Annotated in this window: 5 protein-coding genes; all 5 read right to left on the reverse strand. The window is 33.0% G+C overall.

Going from position 1 to position 25,348, the window contains the following annotated elements:
* Nucleotides 1-74 precede the first annotated feature (74 nt).
* Genes IMCC3317_RS03640 through IMCC3317_RS03660 form a run of 5 tightly spaced genes read right to left on the reverse strand, consistent with a single transcriptional unit; the run spans nt 75 to nt 25,332 of the window.
* A complete protein-coding gene (locus IMCC3317_RS03640) occupies nt 75-4,838 on the reverse strand; it encodes a non-ribosomal peptide synthetase (protein WP_160128148.1) in 4,764 nt (1,587 codons plus the stop codon).
* Nucleotides 4,835-12,652, reverse strand: coding sequence for a non-ribosomal peptide synthetase (locus IMCC3317_RS03645; protein ID WP_160128149.1), 7,818 nt, complete (start codon nt 12,650-12,652; stop codon nt 4,835-4,837). Before IMCC3317_RS03645 ends, IMCC3317_RS03640 begins: the two co-directional genes overlap by 4 nt.
* Nucleotides 12,653-12,660: 8 nt before the next feature.
* Complete coding sequence (locus tag IMCC3317_RS03650; protein ID WP_160128150.1) at nt 12,661-17,079, reverse strand: type I polyketide synthase; 4,419 nt, start codon at nt 17,077-17,079, stop codon at nt 12,661-12,663.
* A gap of 42 nt (nt 17,080-17,121) precedes the next feature.
* Complete coding sequence (locus IMCC3317_RS03655; protein ID WP_160128151.1) at nt 17,122-23,706, reverse strand: non-ribosomal peptide synthetase; 6,585 nt, start codon at nt 23,704-23,706, stop codon at nt 17,122-17,124.
* Between the two features lie 24 nt (nt 23,707-23,730).
* Nucleotides 23,731-25,332: an MBL fold metallo-hydrolase gene (locus IMCC3317_RS03660; protein ID WP_160128152.1), complete on the reverse strand. Its 1,602-nt coding sequence runs from the start codon at nt 25,330-25,332 to the stop codon at nt 23,731-23,733.
* Nucleotides 25,333-25,348: the final 16 nt, after the last annotated feature.

The raw sequence follows: 25,348 nt of genomic DNA on the forward strand, positions 1-25,348 counted from the left end.
TAGAGACTTACCCTTAAAATCTCAGATGGTAAAAGATGCTTGCTAATTATACTTGGTTTTCTTATATGTTCTGTTTAAAAATTCTCTTCGAGAGAAATTGCTCTTTTAGGTTTTGTACTTATGTTTTCTTCTCCTTGATCCATGTTTAATTCATGAAGTTTCTTTTGATGAAATACATCCATGTAATCAGCTAATTGATTGGATATGTTTCGAAACCTGTTTACAAAGAGTTCCATGTGACGTTTTTCAAATAAAGAATTGTTGTACAATATGTTACAAACAATATCTTTTTCGTGTTCATGAAATTCGAAAGAAAGATCAAATTGACATGGCATGTTGTATTGATAGTTTATAAAACTTGTGTTTTCTTTAGCGTTTTTGTCATGAACTTGATCTTCATGATATTCTACAAGTACATTGAATAACCCTGAGAATGAAGGATCATATGTATACGTAATTTGATCAATTAGTAATTCCAAAGGATACCAAGGAATACTACTTACTTCTAGTGTATGATCTTTAACAGATTTATACAATGATGCTAGCGTTTGTTCTTCTTGAATATCTGTAACTAATGGAAGATTGTTGATGTAAAACCCTATTTGATCTTCCAATTCTGCGTGTGTTCTAGTAGAAAAAGAAGAACCTACCATAATCTTCTTGTTTCCAACGTATTTGTGCATCATGAGTTTTACCAAAAAGATGATAGAAATATACATAGTTCCATCATGAAGATTGGTAATTTTTTGAAGATCATCTCTACATTTTTTCCCAAGATTGAATTGAATTCCATCACCGACATTTGTAAATTTTTCAGGTCTTTTTTTCTCAAAAGGCAAACGAACTCTAGGAATTTCTTCCTTAAATAATTGTTTCCACATTTCATGATATGCAGCTGTTTTTTTACTTGCAATTTCCTGTTGTTGCCATACTACGTAATCTTTGTATTGAATACGCAATGGTTGTACTTTTGGTTCGTCATCTCGTACATAATCATGATAGAAACTGATTAGGTTTTTAGACAATACTTGCATAGAAAGTCCATCACTAATTAAATGATGTAAATTGTAATAGAAAACATTTTTATCTTCACTAATCATGATGAATCCAACACTGATTAATGGTCCATTTTCAAGATCAAATACGTGACTCGATTTTTCCTTGATATAGACTTCTGCGGTTTCTTCCGCATTTTCATCTGACTTTAAGTCTAAATAATCAATCGTAAAATTTAATTCCTCCAAAGGAAGTATCCATTGACGTATTTCTCCATTTTCATCTTCTTTAAATACCGTTCGTAATGTTTCATAACGATCAATTACGGTGTAAATAGCTTTTTCAAATTTTTCAAAATCTAAATTCGCTTCCATTTCCGTATAAAAAGTCATGTTGTAGGATGCAGATACTTTTGGATCTTGACTTAATAACCAAAGTCTTTTTTGCTCATACGAAACGGGATAATGCGCTGCTGTTGCTATTTTTGGTATTTCCTGATAAAATTCTACAGTTGACGCTTCTATAAGTATTGATAATCTTTCGACAGTTGGCTGAATGAAAATATCTTTTAACGCTAGTTTTACACCAAATGCTTTGTGAATTTGCGTAAGTAATGTCATTGCTTTGATACTGTGACCGCCTAATTCAAAGAAACTATCATGAATCCCTATTTTGTTTCTTTCTAAAATTGTTTCCCACAAACCTGCCAATTTCTTTTCGGTATCTGTGCTTGGCACAACGAAATTTGAACCAATATCAAGTGCTAATCCTTGCGGTTTTGGCAATGCTTTTTTATTAATTTTTCCATTAGCTGTTAGTGGAAATTCGTCCAATTGTACAAAGTAACTTGGCAACATATATTCAGGTATTCTTTCTGATAAAAATGTTCTGAGTACAGCTGTTGTTTCTTTTTCATCAGAAATGAGATATGCTACTAAATTTTTCTCTCCAACTTCATCTTCTTGCGCCAATACAACACATTGTTGTACAGATTCACTTTGTAATAATTGGAATTCTATTTCTTTTAATTCAATTCTATGACCTCTAATTTTTACCTGATCGTCAATTCTTCCTTTGTATTCCAAATCGCCATTAGGCAACCAACAAGCAACATCTCCTGTTTTATAAAGTCGCTCATTTGTCTTGAATGGATGTTGAATAAAACGTTCATTTGTAAGTTCTGGACGATTCAAATATCCTCTTGCAACACCTTTTCCTGACACGTATAATTCTCCATTAATTCCGACAGGAACTAATTGCAAGTTTTCATCTAATACATAACATGCTAAAGTTGGAATTGCCGTTCCAATATTGCTTTTGTTTGCAATGATATCATTCGTTGTAATTTCTTTATACGTAACATGCACCGTAGTTTCTGTAATTCCATACATGTTGATTAATGCACATGATGGAAATGCTTCATGCCAAGCTTTTGTAATTTCTGGCATTAACGCTTCTCCTCCGAAAATCACATATCTTATAGTGTGTGCTATGTTAGAAGCGAGCATTTCTGATTGCAAAAGTTTGAATGCAGAAGGCGTTTGGTTCAATACTGTTACACTTTCTTTTGACAATAATTCTGCAAATAACTTGGTATCTTTTGCTGTCATACTTGGCACGACAACTAATTTAGACCCAAATAGTAAAGCTCCAAAAATTTCCCAAACAGAAAAGTCAAAACAATATGAGTGAAATAAACACCAAACATCTTTTTCGTTGAAATTAAATAGTTGTGCGTCGTTGTAAAATAATCGAACTATATTTTTATGTTCAATTAATACACCTTTTGGATTTCCTGTAGTTCCAGAAGTGTAAATTACATATGCTAAGTGATTCGTTTCTAATGAGTTTGACGGCTTTTTATTACTATATGTATTCTGTACAAGTCTAAATGCATTAATTGTAGCTTGATCGATATTTAGTTTGCATTTTGAATCTTTTCGGATGTAATTGATCCGTTCTTTCGGATATGCTGGATCAATTGGCACATACGCCGCACCGAGTTTTAGTACTGCAAGAATAGAAACAATTAACCATTCGCTTCGCGCTAATTCAACACTAATCAAATCTTGTGGTTGTATGTCGCAACTATCTTTTAAATAATTAGCAAATTGATTTACGACAGTATTTAATTCTAAATATGACAGCTTTTTATCTTCAAAAACAACAGCGGTTTCGTGTTGTCGCAACTGAACTTGCTTTTCAAATAGACTGACAATCGTTTCTTCTTTAGGATAGTTTATATCGCTTTTCGGATTAAAATCAACTAACAATTGTTGTTGTTCATTCTCGCTTAAACACGTTAATTCTCCAATTGCTTTATTAGGTTTTGTGAGTACTTCTGAAACTAATTTTTTGAAATGTATCAATAACAAACGCATCTCCGTTTCTTCATACAAAGTCGTATTGTAGGTAATGAAAAAATATAAATGTTCTCCTTTTTCTTGGAACGTTATTTGTATATCAAATTTTGATTTTGTGTCTCTATGATGAAAAATCTTATCTGCAAAGTCCGGTTCTACTGTTATTTCAGGTTCTGTTTCGTCTTCTCCAGCATTTTGCACCACTAACATTACATCATATAATGGATTTCTACTTAAATCTCTTTTTACATTTAAATCTTCAATTAATTGATCAAAAGGATATGCCTGATGATTGAAAGCCGTTAAGGTTGAAGCCGCTACTTTTTTATAAAAATTGTAGAAACTTTCCGTTGGAATGATCTTGTTTTTTAATGCTAATGTGTTTACATAACAACCAATTTGATTTGTTAAATCTGCATGATCTCTTCCTGCAACTGTTGTCCCAATTGTAATGTCATGAAGTCCCGTGTATTTATAAAAAAGTACATTCCATAACGCTAAAACACCTGTAAAAAGACTTCCATTTTCTGATTGAAGAAACGTTTTTAATCCTCTAGATTGTTCTAGTGATAAATAAGTTTCAAGCGAATCGCCGTCATATGCTTTTAGTTGTGGACGTTGTTTTTGAAATGGTAAATCTAAAAATGGTCGTTCGTCCGAAAGTTGATTCAACCAATATGTTTTATCTGTTTCAAATGCCGCTTCTTTCAATTTTGAATATTGCCAAGCTGCATAATCTTTGTATTGAATTTTTAATTCTGCAAGGTTTGGCGTTTTATTTTGTTTGAACGCTTCATAATACGACATGATATCTTTTGACAAAATATTCATTGACCAACCATCACTTACAATATGATGCATGTTGTAATAAATAGTATATGTATCGTGCGAAGCTCTAAAAATAACGACTCTGAATAATGGTCCTGTTTCCAAATCGAAAGTTACATAGGAATCTTGTTGAATGTAATTTCTAATTTCCGCATGCGGATTATTTTCGTGTTGCATATCATGATATGCAATGGCGAAATTTGTTTCCGACGGATCTAAAACCCATTGTTTTATTTCTTCTTGTTCGTCTTTTTTTAGAACAGTACGCAGTATTTCATGACGTTCAATTACAGCATGAATTGCTTTTTTTAGTACTGGAATATCGTAATCGCCGGTTATAGTTATATCAGTTGGAATATTGTATGCTTCTGATCCTTCATCCATTTGACTTAGTATCCACAGCCTTTTTTGCGCAGCAGATAATACATAATTATCGCTTTCTGCTACTTTGTCAATATATTTTTCATTTTGCGCTACGTTGGCAACACCATATTCTTTCAAATATGTGATAATTGCTTCTTTGTTCTCTTTAATTTCCTGCAAGAGCTCACTGTCTATACGTTCACTTTCGAAGTATAGTTTCAACTTATCACCTTCTTTAAGATCGAGATAGATATTGTTGTTTGCTAATTTTTGTAAAAAATCAATCATATTTCCATTTCATTTAAGTTTACCATTGATTTGATTGCTTCTTCTTGCTTTTTAGCCAAGGCAACTTGCGCCGCTAGACTTTTGATAGTTGGATACGTAAATATATTTTTTATGTTAATTTTCACTTCCAGTTCTTCTGAGAGTTTGTGTATTACTTTAATTGCTTTAATACTGTGTCCGCCGAGTTTAAAGAAATTGTCTGTAATTCCAATTTCTTCAAGTTCTAATACGTCTTTCCAAATGGCTACCAATGTTTTTTCAAGTTCCGTTTTTGGCGCTATATATTCTTTTTTGATAATGGCTGCTTCGTTGATTTCAGGTAAGTTTTTACGATCTACTTTACCATTTGTATTTAATGGAAGTTCCGCTAACATCATGTAATACGTTGGAAGCATATAGTCAGGCAATTTTTTGCTTAATATATCTCTAACATGTTCTTTTTTCAAAGATGCTTCTCCAACAATGTATGCAACTATTGTTTTGTTGTCATTAATTGTTCTTATGACAACTGCGGCTTGTTTTACGCCAGTAATGGCTGTCGTTTTTTGTTCTATTTCGCCTAACTCTATTCGGTAACCTCTAATTTTTACTTGGTCGTCATTTCTACCTTCAAACGTAATAGTTCCATCATAATGCCATTTACCAAGATCGCCAGTTTTGTATAGTAAACTGCTCGTATTAAAAGGATTTTGAACAAATTTTGTTTCCGTTAATTCTGGATGATTATGATAACCGCGTGCTAATCCATCGCCACCTAAACAAATTTCTCCTGTCATACCAATTGGAAGTAATTCGTGATTTTCGTCTAATATATACGCCGTACTGTTACTTATTGGAGTTCCAATTGGAATATCTCCAGAAACAGCTTTTATGTTGTGCGTTAGTGAGAATGTTGTATTTTCTGTTGGACCATATCCATTAATGATTTGTACATCTGTATAGGTAGTTCTTAATTTTTGGATATGATGTGGAGACAGTTTATCGCCTCCAACTAAAATTGTTTGTAATCCTTTAAAGATGTTGATATCAGAATCTACTAATTGATTTAACCAACCTGAAGTAAACCACATCGTTGTCACTTTTCTACGCTGTATTTCTTCTGCTAGTAAATTACTATCCAATAATACATTTTGCGAACATAGTACAAGTTCTCCACCATTTAGTAATGCGCCCCAATATTCAAAAGTAGTCGCGTCAAACGAAAATGCGCCTGTGGAAAGTATTACATCAGTTGCGGAGAATGCATAGTAATTTGTCGATTTTACAAGTCTGACAATACTTTTGTGTGCTACCATTACCGCTTTTGGAGTTCCTGTAGAACCTGAAGTGTACATTAAATATGCTAAGTTATCTGCCGTAGCATTTGTAGTTACAAATTCAGTTGTATACTTCGTTTTGTTTGCAACAAAATGTGCTAATTCTTCTGCGTCAATGTATGCTTTACAATTACTGTCTTTTTCAATGAAACTTAGTACATCTTCCGGATATTCCAGATTTATCGGAACATACGCCGCACCAGATTTCATGATTCCTAAGACCACAACTAATAGCCATTCGCTTTTTTCTAATTTTACACCTATAAAATCATCTGGCTGCACAGCATATTTTTCTTTTATATAGTGTGCAAATGCATTTGATAACTTATCTAATTCACTATAAGTGAGTTCTTTGCTTTCATATACAACTGCAATTGAATCAGGAGTTGTTTTTGCTTGTTCATGAAACAATTCAACAACAGTTTTATCTTTAGGAAATTCCGTTTTAGTATCGTTAAATACTTCTAATATCGTGTCACGTTCTTTTTTGGAAACAATATCTAACGTACTTAATGGCTTTTTTATGTTTGTACAAAATTCTTGTAGTACATGCATAAAGTGTCCAGTAATCATTTCAATTAATGCTTTGCTGTAACGTTCTTCGTTGTATACAAAAGAAATATCCATTGCTTCATCAGTAGGAACTACACCTAATAGGAAATCATAATCTACTTGGAAATGCACATTTTTAGAAAGTACTGCAAATGTTTCTTCATCATTTTCTGAGGAATTGTTTATATCTGCCAAAATATTTTTTGGGAAATTTTGAAAAACGATCACATTGTTTATCAAATCGGCACCTAAAACATGTTTGTATTGAATTTCTGATAAGTTTACATGATGATGCGCTCTACTTCTAATTCCTTCATCTCTAAAACGTATTAAAATATCTTCTATAGCTTCCGTATTATTGTATTGCAAACGCACAGGAATCATATTGATAAATAATCCTACCATACGTTCAATATCTGAAACTTCAGAAGGTCTTCCTGAAACTACGGATCCGAAAACAATATCATTTGTATTGTTATATTTAGACAACAAAAATCCCCAAATCGCTTGAATGAGTAAACTTTGCGAAATTTTCGTTTCTCTTAATACACGATTCATTTCACTAAATAGTTCACCTTCAATTGTGATGATTTCTATACCTTTTCTATGATATACTTCTTTATTTTCAGGTTGTAATTCAAAAGGAACTTTAGATTTTACTGCAAAACCATGTAGATAGTCTTCCCAAAATTTCTGAGATTCTTTTTTGTCTTTTTGAACCAACCATTTTATATAATCTACATATGGCGGTGGCGTTTTTAATATTGCATTTTCACCTTGTAATAAACTCGTTAAGAGTATGTAAAAATCATTGATCAATACACTTGTACTCCATCCGTCGATAAGTATGTGATGGAAATTCCAAATAAATTCGTATTCGTCATTGCCCAACACGACTACGGTTAACGCCATTTGCGAAGGTTCTCTTAAATCGAATCCTTGTTTTATTTGTTGCGATTTTATTTGTCCAATATATGCCTCATTACTAATTCCGCTTGGTTTTTCTTTGAACGCGAATTTAGCAGAAGCTTCGCTGTGTACAATTTGCAGTAACGAATCTGCGTATTTGTTTGTAAAGCTAGTTCGCAAAATGGTGTATCGAGAAATTAACTCGCTATACGCTTTTTCCAAAATAGAAGCATCCATATTGGAGAAACGCAAACAGAATGAAAGTTGTTCTAAGTTTGACGAAGAAGATGTATCAGAAACCCATTGAAAATACATCAATTCTTGTAATGGCGATAATTCATAGACATCTTCAACCGTATTGTTTTTGTTGATTTCAGATAAATCATTCATTGACAATTTTCTGAATGTCAAATCTGATGGAGTAATGAACGTATCTTTTTCATGCGCCAATACTGTACTAAATTCTTGAATCTTTTTTTCGTAGTTTTTTGTAAAATTCTCAATCGTATCAGCATTAAACGATGCTACATCATACGCAACCGAAATTTTTAGTTTTCCATTTATGATTGTTCCTGAAACATATAATGGCGCTTTATTTTCTGTTACTCCTATCGTTGTAATTGCTGACGTTTCCGATTGATATTCCGAAAAAATAGTTTCCTCATTTAATGGAATTGTAAGTTCTTCGGCTAAATTGAAACTTACCAATGGTTGATAGTTTTCTAATAATCCAGGATGTTTTTTAGCAACTGACTGAAAGTTATATCCGCCATTTGGAATGTTGCGCAATACTTCTTTTGTCTGAATCAATTGTTGAATATCAGAAGACGTTTCTTGTGTGAATACCAACGGATATATAGCTGAAAAACAACCAACACTTCTCGAAATAACAACTGCATCTTTGTCAAAATTTCTTCGATCATCTATAATATTGAATACATTTATTTTAGTATCAAATGTATCACTTACAACCAAGTTTAATCCTGTAAGCAACACATCTTGTAATGTTGTATGGTATGGCAGATTGACTTTTGTTGTTAGCAAGTTCGTTGCGGAAGCATCCAACGTAAATGAACAATGTCTATTATAATTGATCGTTTCCTGTGTTGCCAATTTTACATGTGTTGATCTCAATTTTGCATTCCAAAATGTATATTCTTCGTCCGTTTGCGTATCAGCTACAATAGTATTCCAACGTTTGAATGACGTAGTTTTTAGTGGGAAATCAATGGTTATTTTCTCTTGATATTGAAGATAGAAATTCGCTAAATCTTCCACTATTATTTTCCAAGAAACACTGTCTACAATTGCTTTGTACGACATTAGAATAATATGATCTTCCTTCGATGTACGTATGTGTTTTACGATACATAAAGGATTATTTTTTAAATTGAAATTCGCTTTGGCTTCTTCAATGATTTGAGAAATTTCAGTATCATTTATTTCGTAAAAATCAATCGTATAGTTTTCCGTTGAAACTTCTTCTACAACCTGAAACCATTCTTTATTTTTTTGTACAAATCTTGTGCGCAACATGTCATGATGCGTTGTCAACGCATGAACAGCAGCTTCTAATGTTTCCTGTTTTATAGTTTCTTTTGCTTTTAAGTGAACATATTGTAAATGATCTGAAGCAAGTACATTATTTTCTAAAAATCGCAATTGTGTTGGTGTAATTCCTACGTTTCCAACTATTGTTTTTTGATCTCCATTTTCGATATTGGCAACTAAATATTTTGCTAAATCTTCCAAAATTGGATGACTCAGAATATCTTCCGTAAACGTATATCCTTTTCGCTTTAAGCGTGAACCTATTAAAATCGATTTGATAGAATCGCCGCCTAAGTCATAAAAATTGTCTGTTACCGAAATGGTTTCTTCTTCTAAAACTTCTTTCCAAACAGCTACTAATACTTCTTCTTCCGTTGAACGTGGTGCTATTATTTTACGATCTGTATGTTCTTCTTGTACTTTTGGTAAAGCACGCTTGTCAATTTTACCATTTTTTGTTAATGGCATTTCGTCAATTTGAACATAATAATTTGGTACCATATACGCTGGTAAGCTTTCTCTCAATGTTTCTCTCAGCTGACCATCGTTCATTGGTTCATCTGAAATAATATAAGCAACTAATGATTTTTGTTTTTTAATCGTATCAACAGCAACAACAACTTGTTTTACAGACGTTTGCGCTAATAGTGCAATTTCAATTTCTGCCAATTCTATACGATAGCCCATAATTTTAACCTGATCGTCTTGTCTTCCAACATAATCAATTGTTCCATCATGTAACCATCTACCGAAATCGCCAGTTCTATATATTTTTTCTCCATTTTTAAAAGGATGTGGAATAAATTTACTTGCTGTTATTTCTGCCTGATTTAGATAGCCTTTCGCTACGCCCAATCCGCCAATATATAATTCTCCAATAACTCCTTCCGTAACCATTTTTCCATGTGCATCAAGAATGTATACATCTGTATTTGCAATTGGTTTTCCTATGTAAATTGGATCGTTTTCATTTTCAATTTCCTGAACAATACAGCCTACTGTTGTTTCCGTAGGACCATATTCATTGTATATTTTTATGGAAGGATTAATTGATTTCAGAATTGAAACTTGCTGCGGTTTTAACTCTTCTCCACCAACAATAGCAACTTCCAATGTGGGCGTTTTTATATCTAATTCTGCCAATAAATTTACGTGTGCAGGTGTTAGTTTTATACAAGAAACTGCACTGTTTAGGTATTCTTCTAGGATGTCTAATATGCTATTACTTTCAAATATTTTTAAAGTTCCACCACTAATTAAAGGTAGAAATAAACTTGTCAACGTAAGATCGAATGCTATAGAAGTAAATAACCCGAAATTGTAATTTGCTAAATTTTCATTGAGATAGAAATCGTTACTCCATTGTAAATAGTTTGCAATTGAACCATGCGTTATCATGACTCCTTTTGGTGTTCCTGTTGAACCACTTGTGTAAATAATATAGGCTAAATCTGAAGCGTTACACTCAACATTTGGTTGCACTTTATCATGTTCGTCCGCTACAAAATTAATATCGATTGCTAAGAGGTTTCCTTCGTAGTAATCCAAATCAAAAATATAATTAGAATCGGTTACAAGTAGCTTCAGTTTAGTCTCATTCAGAATAAATTCTTTGCGTTCTTGTGGATAATTTGTATCAATTGGAATATACGTAGCTCCTACTTTAAGAATTGCAAGTATTGTTATGACAAGATGCTCACTGATGTCCAATTGTACAGCTACAAGATCCGCAGGTTTAACATTGTATTCTTTAATAAGAGAATGCGCCAATTGATTAGATATTTCATCTAGTTCTTGGTACGTATATTTTTTCCCAGCATTTAGCGCAATTTCGTTGGGCAATTTTACACATTGTTCTTTAAATAGACTAACAAGGGTTTGGTTTGTTGGATACGAAACTTGCGTTTGATTGTATGCTGTACTAAATTTTTGTTGTTCTTTTTCAGATAAATAATCTAAGGTTGCAATTGCCTTTTTTGGATGTTTGATAACTTCTGCAACTACATTTTTATAGTGATGCAGTAATTTTTCTATCATGCTATTTTCATACACATCTGTTCTAAATGTAAGTATCAGCATTAAAGTATCTTCCATTTCTTCGAAAGAAATTGCCATATCAAATTTTGACATACATGGACCAAGATCAGCGACTTCATGTAAATCAATACCTTGCATCATTTTTCGCTCCGCGCGATCTCCAATGTTTTGAAGTGAGAGTATAATGTCAAAAATTGGATTTCTACTGGTATCGCGTTCTAATTTTAAATCTTCAACAACTCTATCAAAAGGATACGTTTTGTGTTCATACGCGGTAAGAGTTGTCGTTTTGATTTGATTGAATATCGTTTCAAAACTTTCTTCAGGATCAATTTGATTTCGTAATGCTAGTGAGTTTACATAGAATCCTATCTGACTTTCTAAATCTGCATGATCTCTTCCTGCAATTCCAGTTCCGATGACAATGTCTCTTTGATTTGTATATCGATAGAATACAATATTCCAAATAGCCAATAAACTCATAAATAGACTTCCGCCATTTGCCTTTGAAAAATTACGCAATTCCTGTGTAAGTTCAGGCGTAATAAAAGCACTCATGCTGCGACCATTGTACGTCATTACTTGTGGACGTTTTTTGGTTGTTGGCAAACTCAACACAGGCATATTTCCAGCTAATTGAGTTATCCAATAGTCTTTACTCTTTTTGAAACTTTCCGTTTCTTGTTGTGCCACTTGCCAAGCCGCATAATCTTTGTATTGTATTGGCAGTTGTGCTAATGTAGGATTTGTATTTGATTTGAACGCTTGGTAATACGTCATAATATCTTTGGTCAATACTTCCATAGACCAACCATCGCTAATAATGTGATGCATGTTGTAATACAATACAAATTGATTATTAGGAATGCGATATATATGAATTCTTAACAATGAACTTTCTTCTAAATTGAATTCTTTGAAAGAATCAGCATCAACATATTTTAAGGCTTCTTTCAATGAATGTTCTACATGAGATTGATCGTTAAAAATGCGATCAATGTCAACTTCTTCTATCGGAGTAATCCATTGTCTAATTTCTTTTTGTGCATCTTCTTTAAAGTACGTTCGTAAGATTTCGTGTCTCTCAATTACGGCAAGTACTGCTTTCTTCAAATTTGAAATATCGTATGCTTCTTCAAGCTTGAGATAACTGGGCATATTGTAAGCCGCAGAAGCTTTTTCATCAAACTGACTTACAATCCAAAGACGTTTTTGAGCATCTGATAAAGCATAACTTTCCGCTGGTGCAATCGCTTTTATAGCGCTATCATCCGCACGAGAATTTGTAGCATACTTCTTCAGAAACGCAATCAATTCTTGTTTGTGCGTTTTTAGCTCTTCAATAAGTGCTGGATCAATTTGTGGTTGGTCAAAACTTAATTCAAGATCATCTCCATTAAGAGATATGCTTATATTATTTTCTTCTAATTTTTGTATTAGATGTGTCATGTACTTATTTATATTTTAATGACGTTTGTACGTGCTTTTTTCTGTTCATCATTAATTATTTTCAGCGCAATATCTATTTCGCCAGCAAGTTCTTTGATGTTTGGTTTGGAGAAAAAATCGAGTAAATTCAACTCAACGCCGTAAAATTTGTGCATTCTTTTAATTAATGTCATTGCTTTTAGCGAATCGCCTCCTAATTCAAAGAAATCTTCCGTGATTCCAATTTTATCATAGCCAAAAAATGATTGCCATATGTCACTCAATGTTTTTTCTGTTTCGCTTGATGGCGCGACATAATTACTGGTATCGCGTATTTGCAATACTTCTTCAGTTTCCATTTCCGCTTCTTGTGTTGTTTCTTGAGAAGCATGTAATAATACTAGATTCGGATCTCTTCTTGAAATGATGTATTGTTGGAAGTTTGTTTGATGATGCGTTTTTTCAAAAATAGCAACGATTTCTTTTGACTCAATTGCTCCAACACCTAATCCATCAAAATTAATACTTGTCCAGTGTTTTAATTCTTCTTTATGATGTTGAAGAAAAGCGTCTATAAATCTATTTGCTACAGCATACGCTCCATAGGATAATCCTCCTAAAATAGAAGCCAAACTTGAACTAATCCAAACAAAATCAAGTTCTTTATTTTTGAACGTTTTATACAAGTTGAGTGTTCCATTAATTTTTGGCGCAAACTGTTCTAGCGTACTTTTTTCATCAATCGATTCAACAAACTTAAACGTGTTATTGTCAATATTTCCAGCCGCATGAATGATTCCTGAAATTTCTCCATGATTTTGAGTAATTGTTTCAATGGTTTGGTTTACAGATATTTCATCTGAAACATCCATTTGATAGTAATGTACTGCATGATGAATTTCTTGAAGCTTTTGTAATTTTTTAAATTTTGGATGCTCTAAAGCGTTCGCCGCTTCTGGTAACGGAGAACGTCCCGTAAGAATCACCGTAGCTTTGTACGTTTCCAAAATGTGTTTCGTTAATAAATTCCCTAAATATCCTAATCCACCTGTAATTAAGTATGTTTTTCCTTTTTCAATAACTGGTTTTGTTTCCCAACTATCTATTGATATTCTATCATAAAAATCAACCCATCTTCTATTGTTTCTAAACGCTATTGTTCCGGATGTTGTGTTATAGGACAACTCGTTTTTGATATCGTTTATAAGTCTTTCATTTACTTTTTCTTGTGCAATATCAATATGTAAAGCCGTTATGTTTTTATTTTCTTGTGCGCATACATTCGTAATCATACTAATAGTATCTGCGGCAATATTTAGGTGTTCATTCCCAAGAATGTCATAATTAAAGTCGGAGAGAATTACTATCTTTTTTTGTTGTTGAGAATCTGTAGCAATGAGTTCTTTACACGTTTTTAATACTGTCGTGAATGTTTGCACAATTTCATCTTGCAGTTCTCCTTGAAGCTTCCAATTATAAATAATGGCATCAAAATGATTTTTACCTTGCTTTAGCACATCAAATAAATGTGATAAATCTTCTTTAGAGTTTGAACGTATTGTGAATTTTGTATCGCTTATTTTAATAAACGCTTCCCCTTTTGTCACTTCAATTACTTTATTTCCTTCAGTAGTTAATGAAGGAATTAATTGAGCTATCAAAGCATTTTGATCTGAAAACACAAGATAGTTTGAAATAGTTGCAACTTCTTTTTGTGTTGGCAATAAAGCTGTTTTCCATTTTCGTTCATGATACCATTCATCGTGTGTTAACATACCATTATTCATGGAAGAATGATTCATTATACTTTTTTGCACGTCAACTTCTACCTCAAATTTATGTTTGTCAAAACTGTATGTTGGCGCTGAAATTTTATATCGAACTTCATGTGCATAATACACTTCCCAATCAATTTTAATTCCTGCACTCCAAAGTGTTGCTAATGCATCTGTAAAGTATAAACTGTCGTCAAATTGTTCTTTTGGATGACGCATTAAACCAACATTGGTATATTTTGTGTCTTTACTTAGTTGTTTGTAGAATGAACGCATTGATTTTCCTGGTCCAACTTCTATAAAAACTGTGTTCGATTTTTTTAATAAATGATTTAATCCGTCTGCAAAGCGAACCGTTTCACGCAAATGACGCACCCAATATTTTCCAGAAGTAGCTTCTTCTTTTGTGATTGGTTTTCCGGTAAGGTTCGAAACAAATGGAAGTGTTGGTTCCGAAAGTGTGATGTGTTGAAACTCTTTTTCAAAATCTCCTAACATTGCATCCATCATTTCTGAATGAAAAGCATGTGACGTTTTTAGTATGGAGAATGATATTTCTTTCTGCGTAAGTAGTTCCGTAAATGCCGTAATGTTTGAATCATTTCCAGAAATAATACACGAATCAGGCGTATTTATAGCTGCAATAGAAAGTGAATCATCAAGCATTGAATTTATGCTACTTGAAGAAACGCCAACAGCTACCATAGTTCCTTCTTCAATGTTGCTAATTAATTTGGCTCTCTTGGTAATTAATTTTAATCCATCTTTTAAAGAAAAAACATTCGCAATACATGCGGCTGTATATTCACCCAAACTATGACCAATCATGTTTTTGGGAGTTATTCCTAATTTTAGTAAGTATGACGCCAAAGCATATTCTACCAAGAATAGAATAGGTTGTGTATATAATGTGTTGTTTATTTTATTTTCGTCGACAGCAGTTTCGTTATAGCCCAAAATATCTTTGTACGATTCTCCTGTGATATCTAAAAGCACTTTGAAACCTTCGTCCATTACTTCTTTAAACAATGGTTCAGAACTGTACAAATCTTTCGCCATTGCGAAGTATTGATTTCCTTGTCCTGGAAACATAAATACTACAGTACTATTTTTCTTAGCAATTGTACCGCTGTTTTTATTTTGGATTGAAGAAACTTCTAACGTTTCTCCTGTATTTTTATATAATGCAAAATTGCGATAATTAAAGCTTGTTCTGCCTGTTTGTAACGTATGTGAAAGGTCTGCAAGGTTTGTATCTTGATAATCTTTTAAGAAATCTTTAAAATCTTGCGTGTAATTGTCAAGTGCCGTTTGTGTTTTTGCCGAAAATGGCATGAACACATAAGGTCTTTCACTACTTTTTTTGTTTACAGAATCATATGCTTCTAATACTACATGTGCATTTGTTCCTCCAATTCCAAAACTACTTACACCAGCTCGTAATGGTGTTCCGTTTATAGGTTTCCAATTGGATAATGCATCATTTACATAAAATGGTCCTGACGCAAAATTGATTTCTGGATTTGGCCCTGCATAATGTAAGGAAGCAGGTATTTTTTTATTTTTTAATGCTAGTGATGTTTTGATAACTCCTGCAACTCCTGCCGCTGCATCTAAATGACCAACGTTTGATTTTAAGGAACCAATTGCACATTTGTGCGAAACATCATTGTTAAACGCTTTATTTAATGCTTCTATTTCTATTGGATCTCCTAATTTTGTTGCTGTTCCGTGTGCTTCTATGTAAGAAATTGTATTGTACGGAACATTGGCTACTTTGTGTGCCAACATGATACATTCTGCTTGCCCACTTACACTTGGAGCTGTATATCCAACTTTTCTTCTTCCATCATTATTAGCTGCCGATGAACGAATGATTGCATAAATATGATCGTTGTCATTTACGGCATCTTCCATTCTTTTTAATGCAATAATCGCGCCTCCATTACCTTTCACACTTCCTGATGAATCGTTGCTAAAAGCCTTGCAATGTCCGTCTTTTGAAGTAATCATTCCTTCTGCATAAAAATATCCTTTGTAATCGGAACAATCAATACTTACGCCGCCAGCTAATGCTATTGAACATTCGCGCATTAATAAACTTCTACATGCTAAGTGAATTGATGTTAATGAACTTGAACAGGCTGTGGATGTAAAGTAACTTGGTCCTCTAAGATTTAAACTGTATGAAATTAATGTACTGATATAATCTCTGTTTGTTAATTGTGATAGCGTCAGCGGATTTACATTTTTAGGACTTGAAATAGCTGTGTGTGCTAACCACTCAAAATTGCCTGAAGCGGAAAGATATACGCCAATATTTTTAGCATATTCAGATGGCGGATAACCTGCATCTTCTAATGCTAACCAAGCAAGCTCGTGCAACATGCGAATTTGAGGATCCATAACTTTCGCTTCATCTTTTGTATATCCAAAAAATGCATAATCAAAATTCTCTATACCAGCAGCTATAGAGTTCACAGGTACATAATTAGGATCATTTATAATTGATTGATCAATTCCAAATGCTTCTAATTCTTGTTCCGTATAAAATTTAAGCAACTCATTTCCTTGCTCAAGGTTTTTCCAGAATTCTCGGATATCTTTTGATCCGTGAAATTTTCCTGAAAGCCCTACAATAGCAATATCTTTTTTTCTAATTGTTTGTTCCATAAATAATAGAAGTGATGATTGAGTGTGATTTAAAAAATATGCTTATTCATTCATTGAGGTAATAAAGTCATCTAATTCCTCTGATAAATCAGCTCCAATTTGAAACTCCGTTTCTGAGGTTTTTTCTTGGTCTTCATTCGAAAATACATTCGAAATAAAATCATCTACCGTTGTATGTTCAAATAATGAAATTGGTTTTATGCTTGTGTTGAATTCTTTATTGAAATTCTCTAAAATTTGAATCAGTTTAATAGAGTTCATTCCCATATCAAAAAAGTTATCATGGATTCCAATTTTAGAAGCGTCTGTATCCAATGCAACACTTAAGATTTCAATTAATCGCTCTTCAGCTTCATTTCTTGGTGCGGTATACTCAACATTACTTTCCAATTGTCTTCCAACAATGTTTGATAGTTTGCTTTTATCTATTTTACCATTAGATGTTAGTGGGAATTCGTCTACTTGTATAAAGTAACTTGGTAACATATATTCAGGTAACTTGTTTGATAAAAATGTTCTGAGCGTTGTTGTCGTTTCTTTTTGATCAGAAATAAGATATGCTACCAGATTTTTTTCTCCTTCTTTATCTTCTTGTGCCAATACCACACATTGTTGTATTGATTCACTTTCTAATAATTGGAATTCAATTTCTTTTAATTCAATTCGATGACCTCTAATTTTTACTTGATCGTCAATTCTTCCTTTGTATTCCATATCGCCATTAGGCAACCAACAAGCAACATCTCCTGTTTTATAAAGTCGCTCATTTGTCTTAAACGGATGCTTAATAAAACGTTCTTCCGTAAGTTCTGGGCGGTTCAAATATCCTCTTGCAATACCTACTCCTGATACATATAATTCTCCATTAACTCCTATAGGAACTAATTGTAAGTTTTCATCTAATACATAACATGATATGGTTGGAATTCCTATTCCTACATTGCTTTTATTTGCAATGATTTCGGGCATTGTAATCTCTTTATAGGTTACATGCACCGTACCTTCAGTGATTCCATACATGTTGACCAACTTGCACGATGGAAATGCTTCATGCCAATCTTTTGTAATTTCTGGCATTAACGCTTCTCCAGCAAAAATCACGTATCTAATAGTGTGTGCTATCTTAGAAGTCACCATTTCTGATTGCAAAATTTTGAATACCGAAGGCGTTTGGTTCAATACTGTTACGTTTTCTTTTGACAATAATTCTGCAAATAACTTGGTATCTTTTGCTGTCATACTTGGCACGACAACTAATTTAGATCCATATAGTAAAGCCCCGAAAATTTCCCAAGCAGAAAAGTCAAAACAATACGAGTGAAATAAACACCAAACATCAGTTGCCTTGAAATCAAATAATTGTGCATCATTGTAAAGTAATCGAACTACACTTTCATGTTCAATTAATACACCTTTTGGATTTCCAGTGGTTCCAGAAGTGTAAATTACATAGGCTAAGTGATTCGCTTCTAATGCATTTGATGGTTTTTCAATACTACATTTTGCTTGCACAAGTCGAAACGCATTAAGTGTAGCTTCATCGATACTTAATTTACAATTTGAATCTTTTCGGATGTAATTAATACGTTCTTGTGGATATGCTGGATCAATTGGCACATACGCCGCACCGAGTTTTAGTACAGCTAAAATTGAAACAATTAACCATTCGCTTCGCGCTAATTCAACACTAATTAAATCTTGTGGTTGTATATCGCAACTATCTTTCAGGTAATTAGCAAGTTGATTTACGGCAGTATCTAATTCTAAATATGACAACTTTTTATCTTCAAAAGCAACTGCTGTTTCGTGTTGTCGCAACTGAACTTGCTTTTCAAATATACTGACAATTGTTTCTTCTTTCGGATAGCTTATATCGCTGTTCGGATTAAAATCGACTAATAATTGTTGTTGTTCGTTCTCGCTTAAATACGCTAATTCTCCAACTGCCTTTTCAGGTTTTGTAAGTACTTCTGAAACTAATTTTTTGAAATGCATCATTAATGAACGCATCTCCGTTTCTTCATATAAAGCTGTATTGTAGGTAATGGAAAAAGAGATGTGTTCTCCTATTTCATTGAACGTTATTTGTATGTCAAATTTTGATTTTGTGTTTTTACGATGAAAAATCTCATCTACAAAACTTGATTCTATTGTTATTTCAGATCCTTTTTCGTCTTCTCCAGTATTTTGTACTACTAACAGTACATCAAATAGTGGATTTCTGCTTAAATCGCCTTTTACATTTAAATCTTCAATTAATTGATCAAAAGGATATGCCTGATGATTGAAAGCCGTTAAAGTTGAAGTTGCTACTTTTTTATTAAATTTTTGAAAACTTTCCGTTGGAATGATCTTGTTTTTTAATGCCAATGAATTTACATAACAACCAATTTGGTTTGTTAAATCTGCATGATCTCTTCCTGCAACTATTGTCCCAATTGTAATGTCATGAAACCCTGTATATTTATAGAAAAGTACGTTACATAATGCTAAAACACCTGTAAATAAGCTTCCATTTTGAGATTGAAGAAACGTTTTTAATCCTTTAGATTGTTCTAGTGACAAATAGGTTTCAAGCGTGTCACCATCATATGTTTTTAGTTGTGGACGTTGTTTTTGAAATGGTAAATCTAAAAATGGTTGTTCTTCTGAAAATTCATTTAACCAATATGTTTGATCTGTTTCAAATGCTTCTTCTTTCAATTTAGAATATTGCCAAGCTGCATAATCTTTGTATTGAATGTTTAATTCTGCAAGATTTGGTGTTTTATTTTGTTTGAACGCTTCATAATACGACATAATGTCTTTAGACAAGATATTCATTGACCAACCGTCACTTATAATATGATGCATGTTGTAATAGATGGTATATGAATCGTGCGAAGCTTTAAAAATAGCAACTCTGAATAATGGCCCTTTTTCTAAATCGAAAGTTACATGGGAATCTTGTTGAATGTAATTTCTAATTTCCGCATCCGGATTGTTTTCGTGCTGCATGTCATGATGCGCAATAGCGAAATTTGTTTCCGATGGATCTAAAACCCATTGACGCAATTCGCCTTCTTCATTTTTTCTAAAAACTGTTCGTAATATTTCATGACGCTCAATTACAGCATGAATTGCTTTTTCGAAACTTTCCACATTTTCAATGTTCGTTCTGATCGATAGCGGAATATTGTAAGCCATCGAAGCATCTTCAAACTGGCTTTGAACCCATAAACGATGTTGTGCACGAGAAACTTTATAATTGTCTGCGGCTACAACTTCAGGAATGCTTTCAAAGCTTACCTTATTCGCGGAAGCAATCATTGTTGCATGCGATTCCAACGTGATATTTTCAAATAGTTCTTTTAGTGTTAGCTTTGCGCCAAACGCTTTTTGATATTCGTTAATAAGCGAAGTTGCTTTCAAACTTTGTCCTCCTAAGACAAAGAAATCGCCTTTAACGCTAATTTTTTCTATCTTTAAGATGGAACTCCAAATTTCATGAACCTTTTCTTCTATTTCATTTCTTGGAGCAACATATTCCACTTCAGCAGAAAGGTTTCCAGCATTTAAAGCTATAAGTGCTTTTCTATCAACTTTTCCACTTGTGTTTAATAGAATTTTATCAACTTGAATATATTGACTTGGCAACATATAATCTGGTAATCTTTTTGATAAGAACTGGCGAATTTCTATGGTGTTTTGTTCTTTTTTAGACACGATATACGCTACTAATTCTTTATCGCCTGCTTCATCATCTATCACTAATAAAGCAACTTCTTCTATGTCTTCTTTTGATTCTAATTGATAAGATACTTCTCCTAATTCTATTCGATGTCCACGTATTTTCACTTGATCGTCTACTCTACCGACAAATTCAATAGCACCATTTTCTAACATACGTCCCATGTCGCCCGTTTTGTATAAACGTTCTCCACTAATGTAAGGATGCGAAATAAATTTTTCTGCTGTTAATTCTTCACGATTTAGGTATCCTTTAGCAAGTCCTGCACCTGAAATACATAATTCGCCAACGACACCTTTTGGTTGTATATGGTTATGTGCGTCTAAAACATACATTTGTACATTGGCAATTGGTGTTCCAATAGGAATTTGCGTTCCTGAAACTTCCGTTCCTTTCGTCATTTTAAAAGCACAACTACAAATACTCGTTTCTGTTGGTCCGTACGCATTGTAATAAACACCTCCAAATTCAAGATATTCCATTACTTTATCATAAACTGCTGCTTCTCCTGCCGTTACTAACACTTTCAAGCTTTTCAGGCTTTCCATGTTCATTAATTTTAGATACGATGGCGGCAACGTAGCTGTTTCTATTTTATGATCAATAATATATTGTTCTAAAAGTGCAGGCGTTTTTCTGGTATTTTCATCAACCATATATAAGGTTGAACCAGAAAGTAGTGCATTGTAGGTTTCAAATACGGAAGCATCAAATGAATAGGAAGCAAATTGTAGTGAATGCTTACATTCTTTTAAGTTCATACCATTGATAATTGCCATTGCTGTATTCACGATTCCTTTATGTTGAATCATAACTCCTTTTGGCGTTCCTGTTGAACCACTTGTGTAAATGATATAGGCTACATCTGATGCTTTTACCTCAACAGTTGGTTGCGTTTTGTCATATTCAGCGGCTTCAAAATCTATATCAATTGCGAAAAGGTTGCCTTCATAATAATCTAAATCAAAAATGTAGTTTGAATCTGTTACAAGCATTTTCACTTTGGCATCATTCAAAATAAACTCTTTACGCTCTTGCGGATAATTCGTATCAATTGGTATGTAAGAAGCTCCAGCTTTCAAAATAGCTAGTATTGTGATGATAAATTGCTCACTTCTATCCAGTTTTACTGCTATAGTATCATTAGATTCGATGTTATGTTCTTTTATAAAACAGTGTGCTAATTGGTTTGACACTTCATCCAATTCTTTATACGTTAGTGATGTATTATTGAAAACAATTGCTTTTGTATCAGGTGTTAAAACGGCTTGTTTTGTAAATAGACTTACTAAGGTTTCTTCTTTTGGATATGCTAATGTATTTATGTTGAATACTGTTAAAATTTCATCCGTTTCTGAAGGTGACAAATACGTAATTTGATCTAGTTTGGCGTGCGGCTTTTCTAGTACTTCTGCAAGTAATTGTTTGAAGTGTTTTAAGAAATTAGCAATGGTAACCGTATCATAAATGTCTTTGTTAAATTTCACTATAATGGAGATACAATCACCTATTGGACGAAAATGAAATTCAATATCATTTTTACAAACGCCCTTACCAAGATCAATGACTTTATTGGTATTTAATGGTTCATTACTTTCCGTTTCCGTAGGATTGTGAAGCGTTAGCGAAATGTCAAATATGGGCGTTCTACTCATGTCATATACAATTCCAACATCTTCAATTAAAAGATCGAAAGGATATAATGCATGTTCAAAACTCTCTAACGTGTTTTTCTTTACATTTGAATAAAAGGATAGGAAAGAATCGTTCGCATCAATTTCATTTCTGAGTACTAAATTGTTTACGTAAAACCCAATTTGATCTTCCAATTCAGGATGATTTCTTCCTGCAACTGGCGAACCTATTATAATATCTCTTTTGGCTGTATATTTATATAATGTTGTTTTTAATGCCGCAATAAGTCCTGTAAATAAACTTCCTTGTTGCTCTTTTAAAAAGTTGTTCAACTTTGTAGAAAGTGTTGCTGGTACTATTGTTTGTAATACATGACCGTTACTTGTTTTAAATTTTGGACGCAATTTTTGTCCTGGCAAATCTATAGTAGGAAGCTCACCTGCTAGTTTTTGACTCCAAAATTCTTTGCTTTCATTTGTTGCTTCTTTGTTGTGTTGCTCATCACTCCAAACTACATAATCTTTGTATTGTATGCGAAGTTCCGTTAATTCAGGTGTTGTATCATTTTTGTACGCATTGTAATACGTCATTACATCTTTTCCCAATACATCAAGTGACCAACCGTCGCTAATAATGTGATGCATGTTGTAATAAAACACATAGCTATCTGCGGAAAGGTGATGTAAACTTGCTCTAATTAATGGTCCGTTTTCTAAATTGAATAATTTATAAGAATCGTCAGCAATGTATTTTTTGGATGCTTCTTCAGGATTTTCAACTTCTTGGTAATCTTGATAGTCAACTTTAAAATCCAATTCGTTTGCTGGTACAATCCATTGACGAATTTCTCCTTGTGCATCTTCTTTAAATACAGTTCTGAGTATTTCGTGTCGTTCAATAGTAGCTTCAATTGCTTTTACAAAACAGTCTCGATCATATGTTCCTTTTAATTCAACCGATATTGGAAGATTATAGGCAATAGAGGTTTCTTGCATTTGACATACCAACCACAATCTTCTTTGTGCATCAGACATCTTATAACTCTGCGATGTAGGAATCACGGCTATATTTGACATGGAGTTGTTGTTGTTCTCCAATGTTTTTAAATATTCAATTAGTTCACTTTTATGAGATTTAATTAATTGAATTTGCTCAGGAGAAATTTTATTATCTATTGACGCAACTTCAATATTATCACCATTTAGTGTTAATTTTATATTTTGCTGATGTAATTGATAAATTATATTTTTAAGTTTTTTCATTGTGGCTGGTGTTAAGTCTTTGATTTAGTATTCAATCGTTTTTTCTCCGAACAAACGTTCTGCATCGATTCCTCTACTCTTACATTCCTCAACCAATTTGTTAGATTCTACAATAGGTTTTGATTCGTCCGTATATTTTAAAGAACTAATAAACATTAACCAAGGTTCTAATCCCATAGCATATACAAAGACATTTTTTGGATTAAAGATGTCTACTAACTTTTCTCCTTGTTTAAAATCACAACCAGCAAGTCTGCGCGATTGATCCATTTCACGATCAAGTTTTTTGTACATTAATGGACCGTATAACCAACTTAGTGGCGCGCCTTCACATTCCATTCCTAAGAAAATAATATCAACGTCACCTACTATTTTTTGAATCCGCTCGTATACTTTTGGCTCTACATTACAAGAATCCGCAGCAAAAATTACTGTAAGGTCGTTATGCAATGCTACGTGATAACATAATTTTGATCGTATATCAATATCCGAATGTTCACCAATAAACGGCAAACCTGTAATGGTACATTTATCCAAATTGATAGTTTCCATATCATCTAATTCAATGATATTTTGAAATCCAATTGCTTGGAACATGAGTTTTAAACTTGGATCTTGAAGATTTCCTTTTCCAGAAGATGGCACTACAATATTTTTAATACTATGTCTAAGTTGTAGTAATGTTTCAAGCAATACGTGATCTTGATGATTGTGTGTAATTAAAACATAGTCAATTTCTTCTGGTAAGTCATTAATTGTATACCGATTTACTTCTGTTTCATATCCATCATAACTTATGATTGGATCTACTAAAATCGAAATTTCATTCGTTTCTATCAATACACATGCATGTCCAAAATAGCGTGTTCTTACACCTTTTCCAGAATAGCGTTCGTATTTTTTTGGAGTTTCTGTTGTAAAGTATGTTTTGAATAACTCTTGTTTATCTAAAGGAATATTCAATTTCCCCATGATGTCTTCATAGCTATTTGGCGTTCTTTTCATTTTGAACAACTCATCAATCAATCTATCTTTAAACTTGGTATCTAAATGAATTAAGTTGTCTCCATCTAATCTTGGTGTACTCAATACAAAAGAGCGTGCATCATCTGCTTCAACTAATTGTAACGAAATAGATTGTGTTGATTCATCATAGAATTCACTTTTGTAAAGTAATGATTCAAAAAAGCGGAAATTAGGCTTGTTATTAAGATCATAATATAGCTCTACCAATCCTTGTAAAATCTCGGGAACGTTTTTATATAAAGGATCTAATGAAAAACCTATCGCTTCTTTTTGAAGCATTTCGTTCAATTCATGAATGGCATCATTTAACGCTAATAAATTACTACGCTGATCTATAGTAGTGTCATGCAACTGTTGTATTTCATCAACACGTTTTCCTCCGTAGTCAATAAAAGGTCCGCCCATCATTTCAGGCTTTTTAACTGCTGCTGCATGAATTCTAGGGTTTTTAATGTAAGAACGCATAATTTTTATGTGTCTTTCTTTAATATTCATCGCTGCCGTAGCAGGAGATACAAGATGAGACCAAGCATACCATCTATCAATTAATGCTTCAATAGCAACATTTAGTTTCAAATAATATTTTCCTGTATGTTCCATTTTTTTTTTAAAATTT

Source organism: Kordia antarctica, from assembly GCF_009901525.1.
GTDB classification, from domain to species: Bacteria; Bacteroidota; Bacteroidia; order Flavobacteriales; family Flavobacteriaceae; genus Kordia; species Kordia antarctica.